The sequence below is a fragment of the Limnohabitans sp. MORI2 genome (assembly GCF_027925025.1).
Taxonomy (GTDB): Bacteria; Pseudomonadota; Gammaproteobacteria; order Burkholderiales; family Burkholderiaceae_C; genus Limnohabitans.
Genome location: NZ_AP027058.1, coordinates 1,630,428 through 1,655,500, shown reverse-complemented (window position 1 = coordinate 1,655,500; position 25,073 = coordinate 1,630,428). Strand labels below are relative to the sequence as shown.

21 protein-coding genes are annotated in these 25,073 nt (G+C 53.2%); 13 read left to right on the top strand and 8 right to left on the bottom strand.

All coding sequences use genetic code 11. The features are described from left to right. Nucleotides 1-16: 16 nt before the first annotated feature. Nucleotides 17-430 (bottom strand): NfeD family protein, encoded by a 414-nt coding sequence (locus tag QMG27_RS07790; protein ID WP_281810501.1) that lies wholly within the window; start codon nt 428-430, stop codon nt 17-19. Nucleotides 431-512: 82 nt separating this feature from the next. On the opposite strand from QMG27_RS07790, the gene dusA reads away from it, so the two are divergent. After that, entirely contained in the window at nt 513-1,520 is a 1,008-nt protein-coding gene (dusA, locus tag QMG27_RS07785) for a tRNA dihydrouridine(20/20a) synthase DusA (protein ID WP_281810500.1), read from the top strand. A 40-nt stretch (nt 1,521-1,560) separates the two neighbouring features. Here dusA and QMG27_RS07780 read toward each other — a convergent pair whose 3' ends face one another. Continuing rightward, entirely contained in the window at nt 1,561-2,196 is a 636-nt protein-coding gene (locus QMG27_RS07780) for a GntR family transcriptional regulator (RefSeq protein ID WP_281810499.1), read from the bottom strand. A gap of 121 nt (nt 2,197-2,317) precedes the next feature. On the opposite strand from QMG27_RS07780, the gene scpA reads away from it, so the two are divergent. The 5 genes from scpA to QMG27_RS07755 are packed head-to-tail and all read left to right on the top strand — an operon-like array spanning nt 2,318 to nt 9,650. After that, nucleotides 2,318-4,474 carry a methylmalonyl-CoA mutase gene (gene scpA, locus QMG27_RS07775; protein ID WP_281810498.1) on the top strand — a complete coding sequence of 719 codons (2,157 nt, stop codon included), beginning with the start codon at nt 2,318-2,320 and terminating at the stop codon, nt 4,472-4,474. A 30-nt stretch (nt 4,475-4,504) separates the two neighbouring features. Beyond that, nucleotides 4,505-5,518, top strand: a complete 1,014-nt coding sequence (meaB, locus tag QMG27_RS07770) for a methylmalonyl Co-A mutase-associated GTPase MeaB (RefSeq protein ID WP_281810497.1) — start codon at nt 4,505-4,507, stop codon at nt 5,516-5,518. A 35-nt stretch (nt 5,519-5,553) separates the two neighbouring features. Further along, nucleotides 5,554-7,086 (top strand): acyl-CoA carboxylase subunit beta, encoded by a 1,533-nt coding sequence (locus tag QMG27_RS07765; protein WP_281810496.1) that lies wholly within the window; start codon nt 5,554-5,556, stop codon nt 7,084-7,086. Between the two features lie 20 nt (nt 7,087-7,106). Next, a complete protein-coding gene (locus QMG27_RS07760) occupies nt 7,107-9,155 on the top strand; it encodes an acetyl/propionyl/methylcrotonyl-CoA carboxylase subunit alpha (protein ID WP_281810495.1) in 2,049 nt (682 codons plus the stop codon). Continuing rightward, nucleotides 9,156-9,650: a VOC family protein gene (locus QMG27_RS07755; protein WP_281810494.1), complete on the top strand. Its 495-nt coding sequence runs from the start codon at nt 9,156-9,158 to the stop codon at nt 9,648-9,650. 109 nt (nt 9,651-9,759) lie between these two features. On the opposite strand, the gene QMG27_RS07750 is transcribed toward QMG27_RS07755, so the two are convergent. Genes QMG27_RS07750 through phaZ form a run of 3 tightly spaced genes read right to left on the bottom strand, consistent with a single transcriptional unit; the run spans nt 9,760 to nt 13,050 of the window. Continuing rightward, a complete protein-coding gene (locus tag QMG27_RS07750; protein ID WP_281810493.1) occupies nt 9,760-10,962 on the bottom strand; it encodes an MFS transporter in 1,203 nt (400 codons plus the stop codon). A 55-nt stretch (nt 10,963-11,017) separates the two neighbouring features. Next, entirely contained in the window at nt 11,018-11,677 is a 660-nt protein-coding gene (rsxB, locus tag QMG27_RS07745) for an electron transport complex subunit RsxB (RefSeq protein ID WP_281810492.1), read from the bottom strand. After that, the gene (phaZ, locus tag QMG27_RS07740; RefSeq protein WP_281810491.1) at nt 11,674-13,050 is read right to left on the bottom strand and encodes a polyhydroxyalkanoate depolymerase; all 1,377 of its coding nucleotides are present in this window, start codon (nt 13,048-13,050) and stop codon (nt 11,674-11,676) included. The genes rsxB and phaZ overlap by 4 nt, the downstream gene beginning before the upstream one ends. A 106-nt stretch (nt 13,051-13,156) precedes the next feature. On the opposite strand from phaZ, the gene ygiD reads away from it, so the two are divergent. From ygiD to QMG27_RS07725, 3 genes are all read left to right on the top strand, one after another. Beyond that, on the top strand, nt 13,157-13,978 hold the full coding sequence (gene ygiD, locus QMG27_RS07735) for a 4,5-DOPA dioxygenase extradiol (protein WP_281810490.1): 822 nt from the start codon (nt 13,157-13,159) through the stop codon (nt 13,976-13,978). A 272-nt stretch (nt 13,979-14,250) separates the two neighbouring features. Beyond that, the gene (locus tag QMG27_RS07730; protein ID WP_281810489.1) at nt 14,251-15,417 is read left to right on the top strand and encodes an ATP-binding protein; all 1,167 of its coding nucleotides are present in this window, start codon (nt 14,251-14,253) and stop codon (nt 15,415-15,417) included. Between the two features lie 2 nt (nt 15,418-15,419). Beyond that, the gene (locus QMG27_RS07725) at nt 15,420-17,411 is read left to right on the top strand and encodes a S8 family peptidase (RefSeq protein ID WP_281810488.1); all 1,992 of its coding nucleotides are present in this window, start codon (nt 15,420-15,422) and stop codon (nt 17,409-17,411) included. 301 nt (nt 17,412-17,712) lie between these two features. Here QMG27_RS07725 and QMG27_RS07720 read toward each other — a convergent pair whose 3' ends face one another. Then, entirely contained in the window at nt 17,713-18,534 is an 822-nt protein-coding gene (locus QMG27_RS07720) for a hypothetical protein (protein ID WP_281810487.1), read from the bottom strand. On the opposite strand from QMG27_RS07720, the gene QMG27_RS07715 reads away from it, so the two are divergent. Then, nucleotides 18,533-18,928, top strand: a complete 396-nt coding sequence (locus QMG27_RS07715) for a hypothetical protein (protein WP_281810486.1) — start codon at nt 18,533-18,535, stop codon at nt 18,926-18,928. The genes QMG27_RS07720 and QMG27_RS07715 overlap by 2 nt on opposite strands. 245 nt (nt 18,929-19,173) lie before the next feature. After that, nucleotides 19,174-20,280, top strand: coding sequence for an IS1595 family transposase (locus tag QMG27_RS07710; protein ID WP_281810485.1), 1,107 nt, complete (start codon nt 19,174-19,176; stop codon nt 20,278-20,280). On the opposite strand, the gene QMG27_RS07705 is transcribed toward QMG27_RS07710, so the two are convergent. Further along, nucleotides 20,270-20,848 carry a hypothetical protein gene (locus QMG27_RS07705; RefSeq protein ID WP_281810484.1) on the bottom strand — a complete coding sequence of 193 codons (579 nt, stop codon included), beginning with the start codon at nt 20,846-20,848 and terminating at the stop codon, nt 20,270-20,272. The two genes, QMG27_RS07710 and QMG27_RS07705, sit on opposite strands and share 11 nt — an antisense overlap. 89 nt (nt 20,849-20,937) lie before the next feature. Beyond that, a complete protein-coding gene (locus QMG27_RS07700) occupies nt 20,938-22,134 on the bottom strand; it encodes an amino acid aminotransferase (RefSeq protein WP_281810483.1) in 1,197 nt (398 codons plus the stop codon). A 231-nt stretch (nt 22,135-22,365) separates the two neighbouring features. Between QMG27_RS07700 and uvrB the strand changes: the two genes are divergently transcribed. Further along, the gene (uvrB, locus tag QMG27_RS07695) at nt 22,366-24,396 is read left to right on the top strand and encodes an excinuclease ABC subunit UvrB (protein WP_281814568.1); all 2,031 of its coding nucleotides are present in this window, start codon (nt 22,366-22,368) and stop codon (nt 24,394-24,396) included. 125 nt (nt 24,397-24,521) lie between these two features. Continuing rightward, nucleotides 24,522-25,058 (top strand): Fe-S cluster assembly transcriptional regulator IscR, encoded by a 537-nt coding sequence (iscR, locus tag QMG27_RS07690; protein ID WP_281810482.1) that lies wholly within the window; start codon nt 24,522-24,524, stop codon nt 25,056-25,058. Nucleotides 25,059-25,073: the final 15 nt, after the last annotated feature.

Sequence of the window (25,073 nt, the reverse complement as noted above, 5' to 3'; positions counted from 1 at the left end):
TGACCTTTGAGAGCAGTTAAATTTTTTGTAGCACCAAGCGATTGCCTTGCATTTCGCAGATGCGGTGCAAGCCTGGCGCGGGGGTGTTGTCATCGGCACATACAGCAGCCCATTGCGCACCGCGGTGTTTGACTTGGGTATGGCCTTGCGCATCCCAAGCATCGACCGTGACCGTTTCGCCAATGTCGAGATGCACATTGCTGTCTTGGGTGTCATTGCTGAGTGGTTTTTTCAAGTGCCACAAGACGGTAGCGCCGCCTCCCACGAGGGCTGCTGTCACGATTTGCCATGTGAGCGTGCCATCTGCATACGCTGTCAGCGCAGCGGCTGTGGCGCCTAGCGAGAGCATGAGCAAGTAAAACGTGCCGGTCAGTAGCTCAGCCATCACGAGCACGCCTGCGACGATCAACCAGAGGGTTGGGTTATCCATCATTCACACCTTGAACTAAATATTTTTAAGTACAGCGCCATTGTTGCCCAATTTGAAAAGGGTGGCACGGGATAATTGCGCCATGAATTTTCCCGATGCCTCGCTTTGGCGCACGTCCGTCGCCCCCATGATGGACTGGACAGATCGCCACTGCCGCTATTTCCATCGTTTGCTCAGTCGCAACACCTTGCTCTACACCGAGATGGTCACCACCGGTGCGCTGCGTCATGGCGATGTGCAACGCCATTTGCGTTTCAACGCCGAGGAGCATCCGGTGGCTTTGCAGTTAGGTGGTAGTGACGCGGCTGATTTGGCGCACGGCGCCAAGCTAGGCGAGCAATGGGGTTACAACGAAATCAACCTCAACTGCGGTTGCCCGTCTGACCGTGTGCAGCGCGGCGCGTTCGGTGCGTGTTTGATGAACGAGCCACACACCGTGGCCGATGGCGTGAAAGCCATGATGGATGTGGTGAGCATTCCGGTGACGGTGAAGCACCGCATTGGCATTGACCGCATCGAAAGTTACGACTTTGTGCGGGACTTTGTGGGCACTGTCAGCGATGCGGGTTGCAAGGTGTTCATCGTCCATGCGCGCAACGCGTGGCTCGATGGCCTCAGCCCCAAAGAAAACCGCGAAATTCCGCCGCTGCGATACGAGCTGGGCTATCAGCTGAAAAAAGACTTTCCCGATTTGGTGATTGCCATCAACGGTGGCATCACCACCAATGCGCAAATGACCGAGCATTTGCAGCACGTCGATGGTGTGATGCTAGGGCGCGAAGCCTATTACCGCCCGTGGCTCATGACGACGTGGGACGCCGAGTTTTACAACGACCCGCACGACATCCCAAGCCGCGAAGCGGTGGAGGAGGCGATGGTGGCGTATATGGAGCGTGCCCACGCCGAAGACGGTTGCCCTTGGTACCCGATTGCGCGTCACATGCTGGGCTTGTTCCACGGCCAGCGCGGTGCGCGTTTGTGGCGACAGACTTGGAGCAATCACAAACTCAAGCCATTACCCCCGCGTGAAGTGATGAAGATCGCCCGTGAGGCCTTGGCTCGCGGTGCAGAAAAACCAGCCGAAGTGTGATGGGTTTGCGCAACCCGAGAGCTGTTCTGCTGAAAAAGATTTAGCTCGCGGCTTCTAAGCCGTTGGCAAAGTGCTCATTCATGCGCTGCACGCTCAGTGCGGCGTCACGTGCCATCAACGCATCCATGATGGCTTGGTGTTCTTTGAGCGACTCTTCGAGACGCCCGCTCTTGAACAAGGAGTTGTGGCGGTTGAGCTTCATCACTTTGCGCAAGTCGCCCACCATTTGATCGCGCCAACGGTTGTTGGCAATCTCAAGCAAACGCATGTGAAAGCGCTCGTTGATTTCAAAAAACTTCTCGCGGTCTGTCACTGCGGCAGTCAGCTCAGCGTGTAGGGCTTGCAAGTCTTTCAGTTGTTCCGGCGTTGCCTGTTTGGCCACGACACCTGCGGCATCAGACTCCAGCAAAGCGAGCAGGTGGTACACATCCCGCTGGTCTTTTTCGTTGACCTCGGTCACATAGGCACCGCGTCGCACCTTCATGGTGACCAAGCCTTCGGCGGCGAGCACCTTCAGAGCCTCGCGCATGGGGGTGCGGCTGATGCCGTACTCCTCAGCCAAGCGCATTTCGTCAATCCAGCTGCCTGGCTCTAACTCGGCCGCAAAAATGCGTTGCCGAAGCAGTTCGGCAACTTCTTCATACAGGGCGCGAGGGGTCAATGTGACGGCGGACATGGGACGAATTGTAAGCCTGAATAAGATTTTGAATCAATAATTATGAATGATATGATCGCTGATGATCCATGTGCCCAGCAGGTTAACCTTGCACATCAGTCTTTTTAGAGAGTGACCAGATATGAGCCAAAAGCCCTTTGAATTCAACGCCTCCAACCTCGAAGCTTGGCAGAAAGCCGCTGCCAAATCGCTCAAGGACAAGCCACTGGAAAGCCTGAACTGGCTCACGCCCGATGGCATCAGCGTCAAGCCGCTCTACACAGCCGAAGACACGGCCAATCTGCCCTACGCCAACACACTGCCAGGCTTTGAGCCTTTCCTGCGCGGCCCTCAGGCCACCATGTACGCGGTGCGCCCCTGGACGATTCGCCAGTACGCAGGCTTCTCCACCGCTGAAGAATCCAACGCGTTTTACCGCAAGGCACTGGCCGCAGGCGGGCAGGGCGTGTCGGTCGCGTTTGACTTGGCCACACACCGTGGCTATGACTCTGACCATCCCCGCGTCACGGGCGACGTGGGCAAAGCCGGTGTGGCCATTGACTCGGTGGAAGACATGAAGATTTTGTTCAACGAAATTCCGTTGGACAAAGTGTCTGTCTCCATGACCATGAACGGCGCTGTGCTACCCGTGCTGGCCGGTTATGTGGTGGCTGCTGAAGAGCAGGGTGTCTCGCAAGACAAGCTCTCCGGCACGATTCAGAACGACATTCTGAAAGAGTTCATGGTGCGCAACACCTACATCTATCCGCCCGAGCCGTCAATGAAGATCATTGGCGACATCATCGAGTACACGAGCAAGAACATGCCCAAGTTCAACTCGATCTCGATCTCTGGCTATCACATGCAAGAAGCCGGTGCCAACCAAGCGCTGGAGATGGCGTTTACGCTCGCTGACGGCAAGGAATACGTGAAGACCGCCATCGCCAAAGGCATGGACGTGGACGACTTCGCTGGCCGCCTGTCCTTCTTCTGGGCGGTGGGCATGAACTTCTACTTGGAAATTGCCAAGATGCGTGCCGCACGTTTGCTGTGGTGCCGCATCATGAAGGGTTTTGACGCCAAGAACCCCAAGAGCCTCATGTTGCGCACGCACAGCCAAACCTCTGGCTGGTCGCTCACCGAGCAAGACCCCTACAACAACGTGGTGCGCACCACCATCGAAGCGATGGCAGCCGTGTTCGGCGGCACCCAGTCCCTGCACACCAACTCGTTGGACGAAGCGATTGCATTGCCTACCGAATTCAGCGCACGCATTGCACGTAACACCCAGCTCATCATTCAAGAAGAGACCCACATCACCAATGTGGTGGACCCATGGGCCGGTTCTTACATGATGGAGTCACTCACGCAAGAAATGGCCGACAAAGCCTGGGCCATCATTGAAGAAGTTGACGCCATGGGCGGCATGACCAAGGCCGTGGACAGCGGTTGGGCCAAGCTCAAGATTGAAGCCGCTGCTGCTGAAAAGCAAGCGCGCATCGACTCTGGCAAAGACGTCATCGTGGGCGTGAACAAATACAAGTTGGCCAAAGAAGATCCAGTCGAGATCTTGGAAGTGGACAACGTCAAAGTGCGTGATTCACAAATTACACGCTTGAACAACATCAAAGCCAAGCGCGACAATGCGGCGGTGCAAGCTGCTTTGGCTGCCCTCACCGCTGCTGCTGAGAGCGGCGAGGGCAACTTGCTCGACTTGTCGATCAAGGCCATTCGTCTGCGCGCCACCGTGGGTGAAGTGTCTGACGCCTTGGAAAAAATCTATGGGCGCCACCGCGCCGACACACAAAAGGTGACTGGTGTGTACGCAGCTGCTTACGACTCCGCCGAAGGCTGGGACAAACTGAAAACCGAAATCGCCGAATTTGCTGACCAACATGGCCGTCGCCCCCGTGTGATGATCGCCAAGCTGGGCCAAGACGGCCACGACCGTGGTGCCAAAGTGGTGGCCACCGCCTACGCCGACTTGGGCTTTGACGTGGACATGGGGCCCTTGTTCCAAACGCCTGAAGAGTGCGCACGCCAAGCGATTGAAAACGACGTGCACGCCGTGGGCGTGTCCACACTGGCCGCCGGTCACAAGACTCTGGTGCCCGCCATCATCGCTGAGCTGAAAAAGCAAGGCGCCGACGACATCATCGTGTTCGTGGGCGGCGTGATTCCTCGCCAAGACTACGACTTCTTGTACGAAGCTGGCGTCAAGGGTGTGTACGGTCCAGGTACGCCGATTCCTGCCAGCGCGAAAGATGTGCTGGAACAAATCAAAAAGGCAGTGGGCTAATCAGCCCTCGGTCAAGACGGAACACAGCGCGTGACGCCTGAACAGCTTTTGGACGGCATCTTGCACGGGGCTGCACCCGTGCAACGTCGTGCCATGGCTAAAGCGATCACGCTGCTCGAATCCACACGTCCTGACCACCGCGCTTTGGCCGACGAGTTGCTCACTGCCATGCTGCCGCATACCGGCAAGTCGTTTCGACTGGGCATCAGCGGTGTGCCCGGTGTGGGCAAGTCCACTTTCATCGAAGCCTTGGGTTTGTTTCTCATCAAGCAAGGCCACCGCGTGGCGGTGTTGGCGGTGGACCCTTCGTCAACCGTTTCGGGCGGCTCTATCTTGGGCGACAAAACGCGCATGGAGCACCTGAGCGTGCACCCCGATGCCTACATTCGTCCGAGCCCCAGCAGTGGCACCTTGGGCGGCGTGGCCGAAAAAACGCGAGAGTCCATGTTGGTGTGCGAGGCAGCCGGCTATGACGTGGTGATTGTGGAGACTGTGGGCGTGGGCCAAAGCGAAACGGCGGTGGCCAACATGACCGACATGTTCTGCTTGTTGCAACTGCCTAATGCTGGCGACGATTTGCAAGCGATTAAAAAAGGTGTGATGGAGTTGGCTGATTTGGTGGTCATCAACAAGTCGGACATCGACTTGAATGCTGCCACCCGCGCAGAAGCTCAAATCACCAGCGCCTTGCGTTTGTTGGGCATGCACGGCAACCCCGACAACATGCACCACAACGAAACGCAGTGGCACCCCAAAGTGGTCAAGATCAGCGCCTTGTTAGGGCAGGGTGTTGACGCTTTTTGGACCGCTGTCAGCGAATTCAAAGGCCTGCAAGTCAACAATGGGCGCTTTGGCATTCGACGCCAACAACAAGCGCTGTCGTGGATGTGGGAGCGCATCGACACAGGCCTAAAACAAACTTTTCGGGCGCAGCCGCGTGTGCAAGCGCTGTTGCCCGATTTGAGCCAACAAGTGGGCGCGGGGCAGCTGGCTGCCTCCACCGCGGCGAGACAGCTGCTCAGTGCTTACCAAGCACAGGGCTGAATGTGAAATCTTCCTGGAGTAAAGAAAGAGCAACCATGCAAGACATCATCGAACAACTGGAACAAAAGCGCGCTGCGGCCCGCTTGGGTGGCGGCCAAAAGCGCATTGACGCGCAGCACGCCAAGGGCAAACTCACAGCCCGCGAGCGCATTGAGGTGTTGCTCGACGAAGGCACCTTCGAAGAGTGGGACATGTTTGTGGAGCACCGCTGCACCGACTTCGGCATGGGCGATGACAAGATTCCAGGTGACGGCGTGGTCACTGGCTACGGCATGATCAACGGCCGTTTGGTATTTGTGTTCAGCCAAGACTTCACCGTGCTCGGTGGCTCTCTGTCTGAAACACACGCTGAGAAAATCTGCAAGATCATGGACCAAGCCATGAAGGTGGGTGCACCTGTGATTGGTTTGAACGACTCGGGCGGCGCACGTATTCAAGAAGGTGTGGCTGCTTTGGGTGGTTACGCCGAAGTGTTCCAACGCAACGTCATGGCCAGCGGTGTTGTGCCTCAGATCAGCATGATCATGGGTCCATCCGCAGGCGGCGCGGTGTATTCACCTGCGTTGACCGACTTCATCTTCATGGTCAAGGACACCTCTTACATGTTCGTGACCGGTCCTGATGTGGTCAAGACGGTGACCCACGAAGAAGTGACTTCTGAAGAGTTGGGTGGCGCGGTGACGCACACCACCAAGAGTGGTGTGGCCGACATGGCCTTTGAAAACGACGTGGAAGCTTTGCTCATGCTGCGTCGCCTCTACAACTACTTGCCACTGAACAACAAAGAAAAAGCGCCAGTGCGCCCCAGCGGTGATCCATCAGATCGCATGGACATCAGCTTGGACACCTTGGTGCCAGACAATCCCAACAAAGCGTATGACATGAAAGAACTCATCGTCAAAACCGTGGACGATGGTGATTTCTTTGAGCTGCAACCCGACTACGCCAAAAACATCTTGATTGGTTTTGCCCGCATGGAAGGCCAAACTGTCGGTATCGTGGCGAACCAACCTTTGGTGTTGGCTGGTTGCTTGGACATCAAGAGCTCTATCAAGGCCGCACGTTTTGTGCGCTTCTGTGATGCGTTCAACATTCCCGTGGTGACGTTTGTTGACGTGCCTGGCTTCATGCCCGGTACCTCACAAGAGTACGGCGGCATCATCAAGCACGGCGCGAAGTTGCTGTACGCGTACGCTGAGTGCACCGTGCCCAAGATCACGGTCATCACCCGCAAAGCCTATGGCGGCGCGTATGACGTGATGGCTTCTAAGCACTTGCGCGGCGACGTGAACTTCTCATGGCCTAACGCCGAAATCGCGGTGATGGGTGCCAAGGGTGCGGTGGAAATCATCTTCCGCGAAGACAAGAACGATCCCGAAAAACTCGCGGCTCGCGAAGCTGAATACAAAGCCCGTTTTGCCAACCCCTTCGTGGCTGGCGCACGCGGCTTCATCGACGACGTCATTCAACCGCACGAAACACGCAAGCGCATCTGCCGCTCGCTCGTGATGTTGAAAGACAAGAAGATCGACAACCCATGGCGCAAGCACGGCAACATTCCGCTCTAAGCCGCTAGGAGAAGAAGAACATGTTTAAGAAAATTCTGATTGCAAACCGTGGCGAAATCGCTTGCCGCGTCATCGCCACCGCTCACAAGATGGGCATCAAAACTGTGGCTGTTTACTCTGAAGCTGACAAAGAAGCACGTCATGTACAACTGGCTGATGAAGCCGTGTTGTTGGGCCCAGCGCCTTCACGCGAGTCTTACCTTGTGGCTGACAAAATCATCGCAGCCGCGAAGGCGACTGGCGCACAAGCCATTCACCCCGGTTACGGCTTCTTGAGCGAGAACACCGACTTCGCCAAGCGTTGCGAAGAAGAGGGCATTGCCTTCATCGGCCCCAAGGCGCACTCCATCGCGGCGATGGGCGACAAGATTGCTTCTAAGAAGCTGGCGCTCGAAGCCAAGGTCAACACCATTCCTGGCTACAACGATGCGATTGAAACGCCTGAGAAGGCTGTTGAAATTGCCAAAGGCATTGGCTACCCCGTCATGATCAAGGCTTCGGCTGGCGGCGGTGGTAAAGGCTTGCGCGTGGCGTTCAACGACAAAGAGGCCCTCGAAGGCTTCACCTCTTGCCGTAACGAAGCCCGCAACAGCTTCGGCGATGACCGCGTGTTCATTGAGAAATACGTGCTCGAGCCACGCCACATTGAAATTCAAGTGTTGGGCGACTCACACGGCAACGTGGTGTATTTGAACGAGCGCGAGTGCTCGATCCAACGTCGTCACCAAAAAGTGATCGAAGAGGCACCATCGCCATTCATCAGCGACGCCACGCGTAAAGCGATGGGTGAGCAAGCCGTGGCCTTGGCCAAGGCTGTGAAATACCAGTCCGCTGGTACGGTCGAATTCGTGGTCGGTAAAGACCAAGACTTCTACTTCCTCGAGATGAACACCCGTTTGCAGGTGGAGCACCCCGTGACCGAAGCCATCACTGGCCTGGACTTGGTGGAGCAAATGATTCGTGTTGCCGCAGGCGAGAAGCTGGCCTTTGGCCAAGCTGACGTCAAGCGCGACGGCTGGGCCATCGAGTGCCGTATCAACGCAGAAGATCCCTTCCGTAACTTCTTGCCTTCCACAGGCCGTTTGGTGCGTTTCCAAACGCCGAAACAAAGCATGTTCCAAGGCAACACCCAAGACCTGCACGGCGTGCGTGTGGACACCGGTGTGCAAGACGGTGGCGAGATCCCGATGTTCTACGACTCGATGATCGCCAAGCTCATCGTGCACGGCAAAGACCGCAATGAAGCCATCGCCAAAATGCGCGAAGCTTTGAACGGCTTTGTCATCCGTGGCATCAGCTCGAACATTCCGTTCCAAGCTGCGTTGTTGGCACATCCCAAGTTTGTGACGGGTCAGTTCAACACTGGCTTCATCGCCGAGCACTACGCCCACGGTTTCCGTGCCGAAGACGTGCCACACGATGACCACGATTTCTTGGCTGCTTTGGCTGCCTTTGTGCGTCGCAAGTCACGTCAACGCGCTGCCAACCTCAGCGGTCAGTTGCCTGGCTACGACGTGAAGATTGGCCAAGACTACGCGGTGGTCGAGTTGGGTCATAACGGCGACAACCGCTACGTGCAAGTGCATGTGGATGAGTTTGCAGGCAAGCCTGGCGTCGCTCAAATCACCATCGCTGGCAAAACCTATGCGATTGAAAGCAACTCACGCTTGAACGACATTCGCATTGAAGGCACTTGCAATGGCAAGCCTTTCACAGCACAGGTTGAGCGCGGCACGTTGAAGAACCCCTTGGCTTTGCAAGTGCAACACAATGGCACGCGCATTGAAGCTTTGGTGATGTCGCCCCGCATGGCCGAGTTGCACAAACTCATGCCATTCAAAGCACCACCTGACTTGAGCAAGTACGTCATCTCGCCAATGCCTGGCTTGTTGGTTGAAGTGTCTGTGGCCCCTGGCCAAAAAGTGCAAGCCGGCGAACGCGTGGCCGTCATCGAAGCGATGAAGATGGAAAACGTGTTGTTTGCAGCCGCAGACGGTGTGGTCAAGAAAGTGGTGGCTGCTAAGGGCGAATCACTGACAGTGGATCAAATGATTGTGGAGTTTGAATAAATGAGTGCGAATTCTCAGCGCCCATTCAAAGTCCTCGGCATTCAACAAATCGCCATCGGCGGCCCTGACAAGGGTCGCTTGAAAAAGCTGTGGGTGGACATGTTTGGCCTCGAAGTCACGGGCACGTTTCAAAGCGAACGCGAGAATGTGGACGAAGACATCTGCGCCATCGGCGTCGGCCCCTTCAAGGTCGAAGTCGATTTGATGCAGCCCATGGACATCGAGAAAAAGCCTGCGGTTCACGCCACGCCGTTGAACCACATTGGTTTGTGGATCGATGACTTACCCGTGGCCGTGGAATGGCTCACAGCACAAGGCGTGCGCTTTGCACCCGGTGGCATCCGCAAAGGCGCTGCTGGCTTTGACATCACCTTCATGCACCCCAAAGCGAACGACGAGTTCCCCATTGGTGGCGAAGGCGTGTTGATCGAGTTGGTGCAAGCACCACCTGAAGTGGTGAAGGCTTTTGCGGCCTTGGCGGCTTCTCACGCCTAACATTCGCATCACGAATTCGCTGTGTCCTCTTTGAATACGCGAAAAGAAAAAGCCGCTCAACTGAGCGGCTTTTTCATGGTCTATCACGCATTGTGTTGAGGAACTAAGCTCACTCGTGCATCGATACACGCTTGGCCAGCACGTGAGCCAGCAAAGAAGCACACGAGGCAACCACAGCGCACAACCAATAGTGCGTCACCTGTCCGCTCGGTTCGTTTTGCAACAGCATGCCACCGACCCATGCGGCCACACCCATGGCAAATGACTGCACCGCGCCATTGAGTGACATGAAGGTGCCGCGAAATTTGGGATTGGCAGCTGATGTGAGCAAGGCCATGCCCGGAATCATGCGGGCATTCATGGCAAAGAACAAGGTGCTGGTGACCAACAGCACCACAAACAACGGCACAGGTTCGATCAGCGTGATGGCAAACATCGGAATGATCGAGAACAACACTGCGCGTTGAAAGGTTTGGCGTTTGCCCAAGCGGTCAGTCACGCCACCCACCCAGCGTCCGCTGAACAGCGTCACCACGCCGCCACAAAAGTACAGCCATGGAATTTCGCTAGACGCCATGATCTGGTTGTTTTGCAAATACAGCGTGATGTACGGAATGATGGTGAAGGCTGCAAACATCATGGTGGCAGACAGCAGCAAGGCCATGCGTTGGTTCGATTCGCTCAGCACTTGGCCCATGGCATGCAGCACGTGCTTGTCTTTGGCATGGGCCACATGGGCATTGAGCTGTGGCACGCTGTAATTAGCCAACACGCCTACAGCAACGCACATCACGCCAATGGCAAAGAAAGCGGCGTGCCATCCCCAGAGGTTGGCAAATAACAAACCTGCAGGCACACCGGCCACGGTAGCGACCGAGAAGGATGTCATCACAATGCCAGTGGCGCGTCCACGGCGTTCGAACGGCACCACGTCACCAATGATGGTTTGCGTCATGGTGGACAACACGCCCCCAAAAAAGCCAGATGCAATGCGTGCAGCCATCAACCAGCCATAGGTGGGGGCAACGCCACAGGCCACGGTGGTGAGCGCGAATAACACGTACAGCGTCAGCAACAAGTGCTTGCGGTCAAAGCGGTCGATGAAGGTGGTGGCAAACAAGCCAGACAGACCGGCTGCCACTGTGTAAGCCGAGACCAACAAACCAAACTCAGCAAAGCTGATGCCAAACAAGCTGGTGAGCTGCGGGCCCAGCGGCATCATGATCATGAAGTCCACAATGTGTGTGAACTGAATGCCAGCGAGCGACAAAAGAAGCAGTAATTCTCTGCGTGCAGTGAGTTTGATGTGCATGGAAATATGAAATGTCACGAGTGGGCAGAAGATACCCATATGCACTCACCAAGACTCAAGTTTTTGTAGCTTGACGCGCCTTGGCTTTGGCGAGCGCGGCTTCAATGATCGCACGTTTGCGATCGACCTCGGGGGCGTGCTCCGTGCCCTTGGTGTGTGTGGGCAAATCGGCGAGCTTTTTCAATGCTTTGGCTTGCAGCCGCTCATCGTGTTCAACGGCTTCACGTTTGAGTCGTGCTGTGCGCGTGTCGTAGCGTTGACGTGCCAAGTCGGCCAGCTCTTGCGGCCATGAGGCCCAGCCGCTCAGGTTGATGTCGATGGGTTCGAGAGAAATGCAATCCACCGGACAAGCAGGAATGCACAGTTCGCAGCCGGTGCAGTAGGGCTCCACCACGGTGTGCATGCGCTTGTTCGCGCCCACGATGGCGTCGGTGGGGCAAGCCGCAATGCATAGCGTGCAGCCAATGCACCACGCCTCATCAATGATGGCGATGGTGCGAGGGCCTTCTAAGCCGTTTTCAGGGTTCAGGGGGAGGGCTGGCTTGCCGGTGAGGGCTGCCAGCCGTTCAACGCCTTCTGTGCCGCCTGGAGGGCACTGGTTGATGTCAGCCTCGCCTTGGACGATGGCCTCGGCGTAGCGCTGACAGTCAGGGTAGCCACAGCGCGTGCATTGCGTTTGTGGCAGGGCGTTGTTGATCTGTTCGACCAGACTCACTTTTTCGCAGTCGTTGCCTTTTTGGCTGCAGGCTTAGCGGCGGCTTTGGTGGCGACCACTTTCTTGACTGCAACTTTTGCTTTGGGCTTAGCTGTTGATTTGCCCTGGCCGTTGTTGTGTTCCAAGATGAAGCTCTTGACGTGTGGGTATACCACTTCACGCCAACGACGACCACTGAAGATGCCGTAGTGGCCTGCACCTTTGACTTCCAAATGGTGGTGCTCTTTGCGCACGATGCCGCTACACAGCTTGTGAGCAGCTTCGGTTTGACCTGAGCCGGAGATGTCGTCGAGTTCGCCTTCCACGGTTAGCAAAGCTGTGGCGTGAATGTCTTGTGGGCGCACCAATTCCAATTTGCCTTGCGGGTTTTTGACTTCCCATGTGCCGCGCACCAGCTTGAACTCTTGGAACACGGTGTTGATGGTTTCCAAGTAGTAATCCGCATCCATGTCGAGCACCGCGTTGTACTCGTCGTAAAAATCACGGTGTGATTCGACGCTGGAGTTGTCGCCCTTGATCAAGTCTTTGAAGTAGTCGTAATGGCTCTTCAGATGGCGATCAGGGTTCATGGCCACGAAGCCTGTGTGTTGCAAGAAGCCTGGGTACACGCGACGACCTGCACCTGGGAAGTTGTCGGGCACGCGGTAAATCACATTGTTTTCGAACCAGTTGTGACTCTTGTTCATGGCCAGGTTGTTCACGGCCGTGGGTGATTTGGTGGCATCGATAGGGCCACCCATCATGGTCATGGTAATCGGCGTTTTCTCGCCACGGCTGGCCATGAGTGACACTGCAGCCAAGACGGGGACGGTGGGTTGGCACACGCTCATGACGTGGCAATTGCCGTACTTGCTTTGCAAATCGCGGATGAACTCTTGCACGTAGTTCACATAGTCGTCGAGGTGGAATTCGCCTTCGCTTAAGGGAACCAGTCGCGCGTTTTTCCAGTCGGTGATGTAGACCTTGTGGTCGCGCAGCATTGTGCGCACCGTGTCGCGCAACAAAGTGGCGTAGTGACCGGACAGTGGAGCCACGATCAACACCACGGGTTGTGCTTTGAGCTTGGTCAGTGTGTCTGCGTCGTCTGTGAAGCGTTTGAAGCGACGCAACTCACAAAATGGCTTGTCCATTTCGATGCGTTCATGAATGGCAACTTCCGTGCCTTCGACTTCCACGGACTTGATACCAAATGCAGGCTTCTCGTAGTCCTTGCCCAGGCGGTAGAGCAAGTCGTAGCCTGCAGACACACGCTGCGCCATCGGGTTTTGTGCGATGGGTGAATTGGTTTGACCGTAAAGTTTAGAAGCAGCCTGTGCAAAGTCTGCGAAAGGTTCCATCAGGCTACGTTGAGTTTCGAAGATTTGGTAAAGCATGGTTCTGTCTCAAAAATTGTTGCAATGCAATATAGCAGTTGTTGCTTGGTTAAAAATGGAGGCTGTCCTCCAATTTACTTTTTATAACCATTTGTCCTAGACCCTGATGCGCACGTCAATACACACCACGCGAATGCCAGTTCTTTTTGTCGGTCACGGCAGCCCCATGAACGTGATTGAGGAGGGGCCCTATCGTCGTGCATGGCAGTCGCTGGGCGCGCAGTTCGGCGTGCGCTGGCCTAAGCCAAAGCTGATTTTATGTATCTCTGCGCACTGGATCACGCAAGGTTGGTGGCTCACAGGCATGGATAAGCCCAAAACGATTCACGATTTTGGTGGTTTTCCGCAAGAACTGTTTGATCAGCAATACCCAGTGATGGGCGCTCCAGAGTGGGTAGCCCAAGCAGCACAACAACTGCGCCAGCCGAACACGGGTCTGCCGGTGGGTGTGGATTTGACCGAGTGGGGGTTGGACCATGGGGCTTGGGGGGTGTTAAAGCCCATGTTTCCAGCCGCTGACATTCCGGTGGTGCAGTTGAGCATCGACTACCACCGGCCACCTTCAGAGCACTTTGCGTTGGGCCAACAGCTGCGTGCCTGGCGCGAGCAAGGTGTGCTCATCGTGGCCAGTGGCAACACGGTGCACAACCTGCGTGCCATCAACCGCGCTGCTGCCGACGAGCAAGCCTACGAGTGGGTGGTTGCGTTTGACCAATGGGTGGGCGCGCAGATCAGCGCGGGGCGCTTGGATGCGCTGGTCGACTTTCAATCGCAAGGTCAACTGGCGCAATTGGCCCACCCAAGCTACGACCACTTTTTGCCGTTGCTGTACGCAGCAGGGGCCGCCGAAGCGGATGAGCCCGTTGAGTTTTTTAACGATGGCTACCAGCTTGCATCGATTGCAATGCGTTCAGTGATTTGGGGTTGAGCGAAGTTTGGCTGTAAGCGCAGTGCGTTTTTGCACCATAAAAAAGGGCCTTACGGCCCTTTTTTTGCTGCATGCCGCTATTCGGTAGCTGTTGCCCATGTTTGTTTTGTTCTCAAAAATGCCACCTAACTAGTGACTTTTATGTGAATAAAGGCTTTTTAGTTAGCAATCAAAAATCCGACCATAGAAAACCTTCTTTACGAAGAAGTTTAAAATTAGCCATATAATTCGTCAATTAAATTTCAATTTCCTCGCTTTTTTACAGAGGTAACATGACTTCAATTGACGATTTTTCAGAAATAGAAACTGATTTAGCCAATTTGGCGAGGCTGTCTTCCAGTGGGGCGAATGAGGATGTCCGACTTTTGGTTGCTAAGCTGGTTCGTAAATACCGAACCCTTCGACCAGCCTTGGCAGAGCAGCTAGATTCCACGTTAAAAGCCTCTCGGACGCGATCGCACGGCCCTGCTGTGCTGAGGCGAAGTATGGCTGTATCAGACTCCTCTGCAATGCCAATGGATGCGGACTCTAGGCAATCCCTTATTCGAGTTTTTGACGATTTAGATGGGATATCTGAACCGTTGCTGCCAGACGCATTATTTGCGCATGTCCAATCTTTGATACGCGAGAGGCGGGAGCGGGATCGTCTCGCAGCTCACGGAATAAGGCCTACACGGTCAGCAATTTTGGTAGGCCCTCCAGGGGTAGGAAAAACGCTTTCTGCTCGCTGGATTGCAAACCAACTGGGTAAACCATTATGGGTGCTGGATTTAACAACTGTAATGAGTAGTTTGCTTGGCAAAACCGGTAGTAATTTGAGGGCCGTTTTTGACCACGCAAAGCAAAATCAAGCTGTTTTGTTGCTTGATGAAATCGACGCTATAGCAAAGCGCCGCAGTGATGAGTCGGATGTTGGGGAGTTAAAGCGACTTGTTACTGCAATTTTGCAAGAAGTTGATGCATGGCCTGATTCAGGTCTACTCTTGGCTGCAACAAATCATCCTGAACTGATAGATCCAGCTTTATGGCGTCGCTTTGATGCAGTCTTGACATTTGAGACGCCCCAGGGCAATGTCCTAGCAACTGCCGTTAGGCGATTTTTAGGCGCAGATATCGCCTTATTTGAAAAATGGGTTGATTTGTTAGCTTCTTCTGTTTATGGGATGTCTCTATCTGATGTAGAACGTTCGATTAATGCATTACGCCGATATACGGTCTTGGAAAACGCGAGTCCGGCCCACGCGGTTATAGAAATGGCGATTAAAGGCTTGCCTAGTTTAGACAAATCGTCTCGACAAAAACTGGCTATTGAGTTAGCCAGACTAGAAGCGCTGTCACACAACAAAATTATGGAGTTAACGGGAGTGTCTCGAGATACCATACGAAAGTATGCAGGACCATCCCCAATTAAGGGAAGAGGGATTAAGAAGAAAGATTAAAAATGGCAAATCGTTTCATAATCGGGCGTGGAGAAGTGCTCACCTACGAAATTCCACCTCCGAAGTCTGGAGGCCCGAAAGCACATCCATACACCCTTTCGGAAGCCAAAGCGGAACTAATTCCACAGATTCGCGAAATTGCAGCCGCAGCGCAAGATTTACCAGACCTTGCTTGCCCTAGAGACGTTGCGGTTGCAAAGATGACTTTGCATCCTGCATACATAGCTAAATCATTTTTCCCAACAGGTTTGTTGCGTGGTGCGGGCTTAGTCTCTTTAGGTAGTCGAACGGTTAGATTGACACCAAGGAAAGATACGCTCAAGAAGCTCGTGGAGCAACGCGAAACAACCCAGATTTTTGTTGCTGGTACACGGAACTCATTTGCTCAGTTTTCAGCATATGCAAAGCAGCTAGAAAGTGGAAGTAAAGAGGCGCTGGAGTTCGCCGAAATCGAAGTGCTTGGTTTAATGTCTAGTGTCGACCGCATTAAGTTGCAAAACGCAAGTAATCAACAAGGTGTTTACGAAGTCGGCCTGCATTTAATACCCAATGCACCAGTTGAAATTTTGCGCCGTAGCTTTTTAGACTACTGTCACGAATGCGGATTTATTGTTGCAACTAAATACGAATTTCAAGTCGGCGGTCTATTGTTTGTTCCCGTTGAAGGTGATGCATCGAAATTGAGTTTACTTGCTCAGTTTTCGCTTATGCGGGTTATCAGACCAATGCCTTTATTGCGAAGCGTACGACCACTAACTAGGGGAGGCCCGATTTCTATTGGATTCAAACTGCCTATAGATCAACCTCTATCAAATGAACCATCTGTTGCAGTGTTAGATGGTGGTCTACCTATCGACCACATACTTAGTCCATATGTTGGAAATTATTTCAAATCAGATGAAACTGCAGCGGACGTTTCAAACTATCTTAATCATGGTCTTGGAGTTACATCAGCTTTGCTGTTTGGGCCAATCGAGCCAGGTGAAGAGGCTCAACGCCCTTATTCTTACGTAGATCATTTCCGAGTTCTAGATGAGCTGTCAGATGGAGAAGATCCGTATGAACTCTATCGCACATTGGGGCATGTAGAGGAAGTTTTGTTGTCACGGCAATACCAGTTCATGAATTTGAGTCTCGGCCCAGACAGATCTATTGAAGATGATGATGTTCATGCATGGACAGCTGTCATAGACTCACTATTGAGTGATGGTGAAACCTTGCTGACGGTTGCTGTTGGAAATAATGGCGAAAGAGATCATGCTCTGGGATTCAATCGAGTTCAAGTGCCCGCTGATTGTGTCAACGCCCTATCTGTGGGGGCAACAAATCTAACAGGCAAGAGCTGGTCACGTGCACCCTACAGTGCCAGAGGACCTGGCCGAAATCCAGGCCGAAGAAAACCAGATGTTGTCGCATTCGGTGGCTCACCTAAAGAATATTTTCATGTTACTTTTCCAAGTAAGCATCCGGAATTATTGGCAACAATGGGGACAAGTTTTGCATCACCGTATGTATTGCGTACTGCCGTTGGAATAAGGGCCGTTCTCGGAGACGCTGTAGCGCCACTGACAATTAAGGCGCTGCTTGTTCATGCTGCAGAATCTCCAGACTTGAGCAACTCTGCTGATCCTTTAGATATCGGATGGGGTAGAGTGCCGCAAAACCTTAATGACATCATCATGTGCGGCGACGGTGTTGCTCGAATCATTTATCAAGGGATCTTGCGTCCAGGAAAATTTTTACGTGCGCCAGTTCCGTTACCACCTATTCCACTGTCCGGAAACGTTCAGTTGCACGCCACATTTTGTTATTCAAGTCCAGTTGATGTTCAAGATTCGGGGGCTTATACCAAAGCTGGACTTAGCGTTACTTTCCGTCCGCACGTTGGAAAAGTGAAACCGGGCAAGCAGCCTACGCCAAAATCTTTTTTTTCAAAATCAGAATTCCGCACAGAAGAAGAGCAACGCAATGACTTGGGTACCAGCACATCCTAATTGCGAACATCGGTGAGTTCGGCGGATCAACTGCTCAAGCCCCATACAACCTAGAACACCAACGGCTCATCTCGCACTCTCATGGAAGCAATCAGCTGGCTGTTTCAGTGTTCGATGTACGCCTAGAGGACTTCGGTCATGAACTTGAGGCTGCGAAGCTGGGGAAAATGAAATCGAAAAAAGTAAGAGAACGTATTGGTAAAACGCCGCCAGCTGGTTTGGATCGGTCATAAGCAGTTGCCGGAAACTGCCGGCAGCTTCTTGGGGTAATGCTTTTAGCCGCTAATGAGGCAGGATTAATTTAACGACCTATTTTTTTTAGCACATCTAACAAGTCAGACATATTTTTTAATACTTCCTGCGCTGAAGCGGCGTCCTGAAAATCGCTATCAACTACATCTAGAAGATCAAATGTACTAATGTAGATATCTAGCTTTGTGTCGGGTGATGTGTGTATCCAATAGTTGAATTGGCGGTCAACTACAAAGAAGAAATCCACCTCAACCGGAGATATCCCAGGAAGCTTTTTTGCCCACGACTGACATCTGATGTAGGCACTAATAAGCAATGAACGCATTTCTTGCGATCTGATTAATTCAGATTTTTTCGCTAGCAAGACCAATGCACTCAAGGCTTGAAACGATCTAATTTCAATAAGCTCTTTCAGCAAATCTTCGTTGAATCTTCTATGGTTTTGCCGAGAGTCAATTCGTCTATCTTCGTTATTCGAACTTTCCAGCAAAACATTGGTCACAGCAGAACCAAGCCCCCCTAATTTGTTATTAATCCATTTCTCATCGACCTCCACGCCACGTAGGACATCCCAAAGTGGCGAGTTGAAATAGTCGGCGGTGCCAGGGAAGGTTACTTCCGCCACGTCAACAGCATAGCTCTTGTCCTTAATTCTGCGAGGAACTCGAGCACCCATTTGGTAGCTAATCCATTTACTTGACCTTACTAAGCCATCTTCGTCGTCGTGAAGAAGATCTGGTTCAAGCTTGCTTTCAATGGCACAAGCACTTGGAAGTCCAGACATCGCCTTAACTGCATGAAACCAGACCTTCGTGCGTAAAACATCAATACTGTCTCGTTTTGGGCGACCACGTTTCGATTTTTCAGTCATGAGCTGGAATTTGGATACATACAGAAATTCTGATTATCCGTGCTGTGTACATAAAGATAACTTTCGCAAACACTCCGTGACAAGCGATGAGAAATTAAATATGAATTCAAGTAAACAAGACTTAGAAGCACTTAGCAGTCAGCTTCGTTTGGAGATGGAGGAGGTTCATGGGCCTCTGCTAGGCGGGCAAGTCCTAGCCAATGCGCTGGGGCATATCAGCGTAACTGCATTGCGGCAAGCTAGATATCGCGGTCAAGTATCTGTGCCGCTTTTTAATTTACCGAATCGGCGTGGGTTTTATGCACTTACTAGAGATGTTGCCGATTGGCTAGCGAATGCGCGCATGGCTCCAGTCACAACAGTAGAAAAGGAGAGAACTATGCCAACTGGGTAATCCTCCCTTGGGGCAATAAAGCACAAAGCCTAGTTGCTGCGCTAACAGTAACTAGGCTTGGATCTGTGCACAAGAGCTTGAACAGCGACTTGATGTGCAAAGTATCCCGCTTTAATTGAGAGATGTCAACAACCCCGTTGTAGGGTTGCAGGGCATGTCTTTGCCCCCGATTTTTGGCTGATAGCCAAACGAATGACTCACCGAGCCGTGCCCGGTGATTTCAGTACCGTTTTCGGGATAAGTTTATGAATAGAAATACTAAAGGTCAGCATTTTTTGCTGTCTGCCAAGTTACGTGACTTCACAGCTTGGGATGTGATGCAAATGAGTGATGCTGATTGCATCTGGAAACTGATTGAGTTTCGTTGGGGAGCCGTTGATAAAGTGATCTGTCCTGCATGCGGGAGTATTGATAAACCGTTTATCCGTATTGCCCGCAGTCAGATTCGGTGCCGACATTGCGATCATCATTTTTCACCTTTACATGGAAGTCCATTCGAAGATCGAAAGATGCCGCTTAAAAAGCTGCTGTTTGGAATCAGCTTATTTGCTGCTGGAGCAAAGGGCGTACCTGCTCTATACCTATCTCGCGTATTGGATGTGCAAGATAAAACTGCCACTGCGTTTACTGGGAAATTGCGTGAGGTCTTAGTTAGACAGCGTGATCAAGAGATCTTGCAAGGTGTGATTGAAATAGATGGAGGGCACTTTTGTGGAAAACCTAGGCATGGACGTATACGTATAAAAGCAAACCCCAAAGATGTAGCGGCATCTATTCAAGCAAAGTTACGCGGAGAAAAACCACCACGGCGTAAAGCTCGGAGTCGTGCCGAGGCTCGGAATTGGGCGCGTCGAAAACTTCGTCGAATCATCATGGTCATTCGTGAGCAGCATCCAATTAAAGGATTAGGCGCGTCCAAGACGAGGATTGCGATTGGCTACACAGAAAATTCAAGGGTTGCAGAGCGCGTCGTCAAAGAAATGGTCAAGCCTGGCAGTTTGATCATGACTGATGAAAATTCAGCCTACACACCTTTAGCGTGTTGGTATGACCATAAGTGTGTCGAACACGCCAAAGAGTTCAGCACCGATGATGGTGTGAATGAAAATCAGGCTGAAAGTTTTTTCTCTAGGCTGAGGCGAGCGGAATATGGCACCTACCACGGCATGCGTCCCAAGTATCTATTTGATTACGCACAGGAGTTTGCGTGGAGAGAAGATGTTCGAAGATTTACAGAGGGTGAGAAGGTGGCTGACCTATTTCGACGAATTTTTTCGAACGGTCTATCTAGATGGTGGCGTGGGTATTGGCAAGGACATCATCGATCTGGCGAATACGCGGTCATTTCATAGCGTTGACATCGTTGGACATGCTCCATCGACCTTCTGCTGCTCCTACTGGCGAATGATGTCGATTGATTAGCCCTTTGCTCGCCATAGTGCCAAGTCGTTGTCGTATACGGTATTTGATATTTGCAAAGTCAAAATCGGGGCAAGCAGTCTCAAGCTTCGTAGATATATAAATTGCCACTTGTGTAGTCGTCATGGTTTTGCCTTTTGCAAATTTCAAGCTTTCATAAATCAATCGTGTGATTTGTCCATGCTTTATTGACAAACGATTTTCATTCGTGCGCATAGGAGCTATTAAGCTTGGATCGATTTGCACTTCATGCTGCAAAAGGACAACATCTACGGCATTTACATCCTCTTGAAATTGCCTGCATGAACTTTCATACAGAGTCACAGCAAGTGCGTTTGCGGCGATAGCCTCTTTGTGCTGTTTTTCTAAATTACTGATTGAATTCAGGTGCTCGGCAGCTCGTTCTTTCTCTGCTTTGTGAAGCTTGCTCAATTCACCTAGAAGACGCGCGCGCCTGTTAATTAACCATTTAAGCGATGAAGGGGTCGGTGGTGCTCTCATGCGCAAGAGATTACCAACCAACCCCGCTAAATACTATGGGCGACAGCTACCGAATAGCGCTGCATGCTGTGCCTGCAAGTGATGTGGTGTCACATCACTTTTGCGATGGCCTGGCACACGTAGTCGATGTTTTTGCTGTTCAACGCAGCCACGCACATGCGACCGGTGTCGGTGCCGTACACACCAAACTCAGAACGCAAGCGCACCATTTGGTCTTTGGAGAGACCTGAGTAGCTGAACATGCCGATTTGGGTGGTGATGAAGCTCATGTCTTGGGTCACGCCAGCGGCTTTGAGGCCATCGACCAACTTTTGACGCATGGCCTTGATGCGCACGCGCATTTCGCCCAATTCTTTTTCCCACAAAGCACGCAGCTCGGGGTTGTTTAACACGGCTGCCACCACAGCGCCGCCGTGTGTGGGTGGGTTGGAGTAGTTGGTGCGAATGACGATTTTGAGTTGTGACAACACGCGGTCGCATTCTTCTTTGTCCGAGCACAACACGCTCAAGGCGCCCACACGCTCGCCGTAGAGGCTAAAGCTCTTAGAGAACGAAGTAGACACAAAGAAGTTCAAGCCAGCGGCGACAAACTTTTGAATCACCGCGCCGTCTTCTGCAATGCCGTGACCAAAACCTTGGTAGGCCATGTCCAAGAAGGCGGTCAGGTTTTTGGCCTTGACCACTGCGACCACTTGGTCCCATTGGGCGGCGGTGATGTCGTAGCCGGTGGGGTTGTGGCAGCAAGCATGCAACACCACGATGGTGCCTGCGGCAGCAGCATTCAATGAGGCCAACATGCCGTCAAAGTTCACGCCACGTTTGGCGGTGTCGTAGTAGGCATAGGTGTCAACTTTGAAACCAGCGTTGGTGAACAACGCGCGGTGGTTTTCCCAGCTGGGGTCAGAGATCAACACAGTAGCGTTGGGGCTGACGCGCTTCAAAAAATCAGCGCCGATTTTCAAGCCGCCTGTGCCGCCAATGCCTTGCACGGTGGCCACGCGGCCTGATTTGACAGGCTCGGAGTCAGCACCGAATACCAAGCCTTTGACGGCGGCGTCATAGGCGGCAATGCCGTCGATGGGCAAATAACCGCGAGCGGAAGGTTTTTCCATCATCGCTTTTTCAGCGGCTTGCACGCATTGCAGCAAAGGCAGTTTGCCGTTGTCGTCAAAGTACACACCCACGCCGAGGTTCACTTTATTGGGGTTGGTGTCGGCGTTGTATTGCTCGTTCAAACCCAAGATGGGGTCACGGGGTGCCATTTCGACGGCAGAAAACATTGACATCGTCAGTCCTTGATCACGGATAAAGAGAGGGGGTTGAGGTGAACAGGCGCAGTCTGCGGTAGGCTAGCGTGTTCAGCCTGAATTTTAAGGGTCAACCCGCAGGGTTTTGGCGCTTGCCCGTTTTTTTCGATACATACCGTTTTGACAGCCATGACTGCACCTACCGATATTCATGCCGACGACGCGTTGGCCGCAGAGGTAAATCCAGCGCCTGCATCGCCTCAAGGCGCGATGGTGCGTTACCCCGGCTCGCCGTTTGAGCTGTTTCAGCCGTACCCGCCCGCAGGCGATCAGCCCACGGCGATTGCGCAGTTGGTCGAGGGCGTCAACGACGGTGAGGTGTTCCAGACCCTCTTGGGTGTGACCGGTTCGGGCAAGACTTACACCATGGCCAACACCATCGCTCAGCTGGGGCGGCCCGCCATCATCTTTGCGCCCAACAAAACCTTGGCCGCGCAGCTGTACAGCGAGTTCCGTGAGTTCTTCCCCAACAACGCGGTGGAATATTTCGTCAGCTACTACGACTACTACCAGCCCGAGGCCTATGTGCCCCAGCGCGATTTGTTCATCGAGAAAGACAGCGCCATCAACGAGCACATTGAGCAAATGCGCCTCTCGTGCACCAAGAGCATCTTGGAGCGCCGCGATGTGATTGTGGTGGCCACGGTCTCGGCCATCTACGGTATCGGTGAGCCCGAGAGCTACCACCAGATGATCATGACCTTGCGCACGGGTGACAAGGTGGGGCAGCGCGATGCCATCGCCCAGCTGGTGCGCATGCAGTACGAGCGCAACGACCAAGAATTTATTCGTGGCAAGTTTCGTGTGCGCGGTGACACGATTGATGTGTTCCCCGCTGAACACTCGGAGCTGGCGATTCGCATCGAGTTGTTTGACGACGAGATTGAAAGCCTGCAGCTGTTTGACCCGCTCACGGGCCGCATTCGCCAAAAGATTCCACGCTTCACCGTCTACCCATCGAGCCACTACGTCACGCCGCGTGACCGCGTGTTGGCGGCGGTAGAGACCATCAAGCTGGAGTTGGCCGAGCGTTTGAAAGAGCTGGTGGGTATGAACAAACTGGTCGAAGCCCAACGCCTTGAGCAACGCACCCGTTTTGATTTGGAAATGCTCAGCGAGGTGGGTCACTGCAAAGGCATTGAAAACTACACCCGTCATTTGTCGGGTGCCGCGCCTGGCGACCCGCCCAGCACCTTGACCGACTACATGCCCAAAGACGCGGTGATGTTTTTGGATGAAAGTCACGTCATGATCGGCCAGCTTGGTGGCATGTACAACGGCGACCGCGCGCGCAAAACCACCTTGGTGGAATACGGCTTCCGTTTACCCAGCGCTTTGGACAACCGCCCCTTGAAACTTGAAGAGTTTGAAAAGCGCATGCGCCAAGTGGTGTTTGTGTCGGCCACACCCGCCGAGTACGAAAAGACACATGCCAGCAAAGTGGTGGAGCAGCTGGTGCGCCCCACGGGTTTGGTGGACCCCGAGGTGGAGGTGCGTCCCGCCACCCACCAAGTGGACGATGTGCTGCAAGAAATTCGCATCCGCGTAGAGAAAAACGAGCGCGTGCTCATCACCACGCTGACCAAGCGCATGGCAGAGCAGTTGACCGATTACCTCACCGACAACGGCGTGAAAGTGCGCTATGTGCACAGCGATGTGGACACGGTAGAGCGCGTGGAAATTTTGCGTGACTTACGCTTGGGCGCGTTCGATGTGCTGGTCGGCATCAACTTGCTGCGCGAGGGCATTGACTTGCCCGAGGTGTCGCTGGTGGCGATTTTGGATGCTGACAAAGAAGGCTTTTTGCGCTCTGAGCGCAGCCTGATTCAAACCATTGGCCGCGCGGCGCGTAACTTAAATGGCAAGGCCATTTTGTACGCCGACCGCATGACCGACTCGATGAAAAAGGCCATTGGCGAAACCGAGCGCCGCCGCGCCAAGCAAATTGCTTTCAACGAAGCCAACGGCATTACGCCGCGTGGTGTGGTCAAGCAGGTGCGCGATTTGATCGACGGGGTGTACAGCGAGAAGGCTGGCAAAGAAGCCCAAGAGCGCGAGATTCAACGCGCCAAGGTGGAAGACATGAGCGAACGTGATGTGGCCAAAGAGATCAAACGCTTGGAAAAGCAAATGATGGAGCACGCCCGCAACCTCGAGTTTGAAAACGCGGCTCGTGTGCGCGACCAGTTGACCACCTTGCGCGAGCAGGCCTTTGGTGGGGCTGGGCACGATCGGGTGTGAGGGTTTCTTGCAGTTCGCAGTCCAAGACAAATCGCCTCGGTGACAGAGTACCCGAGCAAATTTGTGGGGAATAGGGTATACTTGACCTAATTAGTCGACAAAGCCCAAACCTCAAGGAGCTTGCCATGCGTCTCACCACTAAAGGCCGTTTTGCGGTCACCGCCATGATTGATTTGGCGCTGCGTCAAAACAGCGGGCCTGTCACCTTGGCTGCCATTAGCCAGCGTCAACAAATCTCGTTGTCTTACCTCGAGCAGCTGTTCGGTAAGCTGCGCCGCCACGATTTGGTGGAGTCCACCCGTGGCCCAGGCGGTGGTTATTCGCTGGGCCGCAAAGCTGCTGACATCACCGTGGCCGACATCATTTTGTCGGTGGATGAACCGATTGATGCCACCCACTGCGGCGGCAAAGAAAACTGCTTGGGTGAAACCGGTCGTTGCATGACGCACGAGCTGTGGGCTTCGCTCAACCAGCGCATGGTGGAGTTCTTAGACTCGGTCACCCTCCAAAAGTTGGTGGATGAACAAGTTGCTAAAGGTGTGGAGATTGAAAACAAGCCCACCTTGAAACGCGCCATTTCACCCATGCCTGTGGTCAAACCCATTCGTGTGAATGCCCCCAATTCTGTGTTTGCGCTGGGCAATGCCTTTGCAAAAAACTAAGCCCTGATTTTTGAT

Bases quoted from the DNA above. Each gene is read 5' to 3' on its own strand.
- QMG27_RS07760 (WP_281810495.1), top strand. From the start codon at position 7,107: ATGTTTAAGAAAATTCTGATTGCAAACCGTGGCGAAATCGCTTGCCGC.
- QMG27_RS07730 (WP_281810489.1), top strand. From the start codon at position 14,251: ATGACTTCAATTGACGATTTTTCAGAAATAGAAACTGATTTAGCCAAT.
- QMG27_RS07780 (WP_281810499.1), bottom strand. From the start codon at position 2,196: ATGTCCGCCGTCACATTGACCCCTCGCGCCCTGTATGAAGAAGTTGCC.
- phaZ (WP_281810491.1), bottom strand. From the start codon at position 13,050: ATGCTTTACCAAATCTTCGAAACTCAACGTAGCCTGATGGAACCTTTC.
- QMG27_RS07720 (WP_281810487.1), bottom strand. From the start codon at position 18,534: ATGACTGAAAAATCGAAACGTGGTCGCCCAAAACGAGACAGTATTGAT.
- QMG27_RS07715 (WP_281810486.1), top strand. From the start codon at position 18,533: ATGAGCTGGAATTTGGATACATACAGAAATTCTGATTATCCGTGCTGT.
- QMG27_RS07700 (WP_281810483.1), bottom strand. From the start codon at position 22,134: ATGTCAATGTTTTCTGCCGTCGAAATGGCACCCCGTGACCCCATCTTG.
- iscR (WP_281810482.1), top strand. From the start codon at position 24,522: ATGCGTCTCACCACTAAAGGCCGTTTTGCGGTCACCGCCATGATTGAT.
- QMG27_RS07710 (WP_281810485.1), top strand. From the start codon at position 19,174: ATGAATAGAAATACTAAAGGTCAGCATTTTTTGCTGTCTGCCAAGTTA.
- scpA (WP_281810498.1), top strand. From the start codon at position 2,318: ATGAGCCAAAAGCCCTTTGAATTCAACGCCTCCAACCTCGAAGCTTGG.
- QMG27_RS07765 (WP_281810496.1), top strand. From the start codon at position 5,554: ATGCAAGACATCATCGAACAACTGGAACAAAAGCGCGCTGCGGCCCGC.
- ygiD (WP_281810490.1), top strand. From the start codon at position 13,157: ATGCGCACGTCAATACACACCACGCGAATGCCAGTTCTTTTTGTCGGT.
- QMG27_RS07750 (WP_281810493.1), bottom strand. From the start codon at position 10,962: ATGCACATCAAACTCACTGCACGCAGAGAATTACTGCTTCTTTTGTCG.
- uvrB (WP_281814568.1), top strand. From the start codon at position 22,366: ATGGTGCGTTACCCCGGCTCGCCGTTTGAGCTGTTTCAGCCGTACCCG.
- QMG27_RS07725 (WP_281810488.1), top strand. From the start codon at position 15,420: ATGGCAAATCGTTTCATAATCGGGCGTGGAGAAGTGCTCACCTACGAA.
- dusA (WP_281810500.1), top strand. From the start codon at position 513: ATGAATTTTCCCGATGCCTCGCTTTGGCGCACGTCCGTCGCCCCCATG.
- QMG27_RS07790 (WP_281810501.1), bottom strand. From the start codon at position 430: ATGGATAACCCAACCCTCTGGTTGATCGTCGCAGGCGTGCTCGTGATG.
- QMG27_RS07705 (WP_281810484.1), bottom strand. From the start codon at position 20,848: ATGAGAGCACCACCGACCCCTTCATCGCTTAAATGGTTAATTAACAGG.
- QMG27_RS07755 (WP_281810494.1), top strand. From the start codon at position 9,156: ATGAGTGCGAATTCTCAGCGCCCATTCAAAGTCCTCGGCATTCAACAA.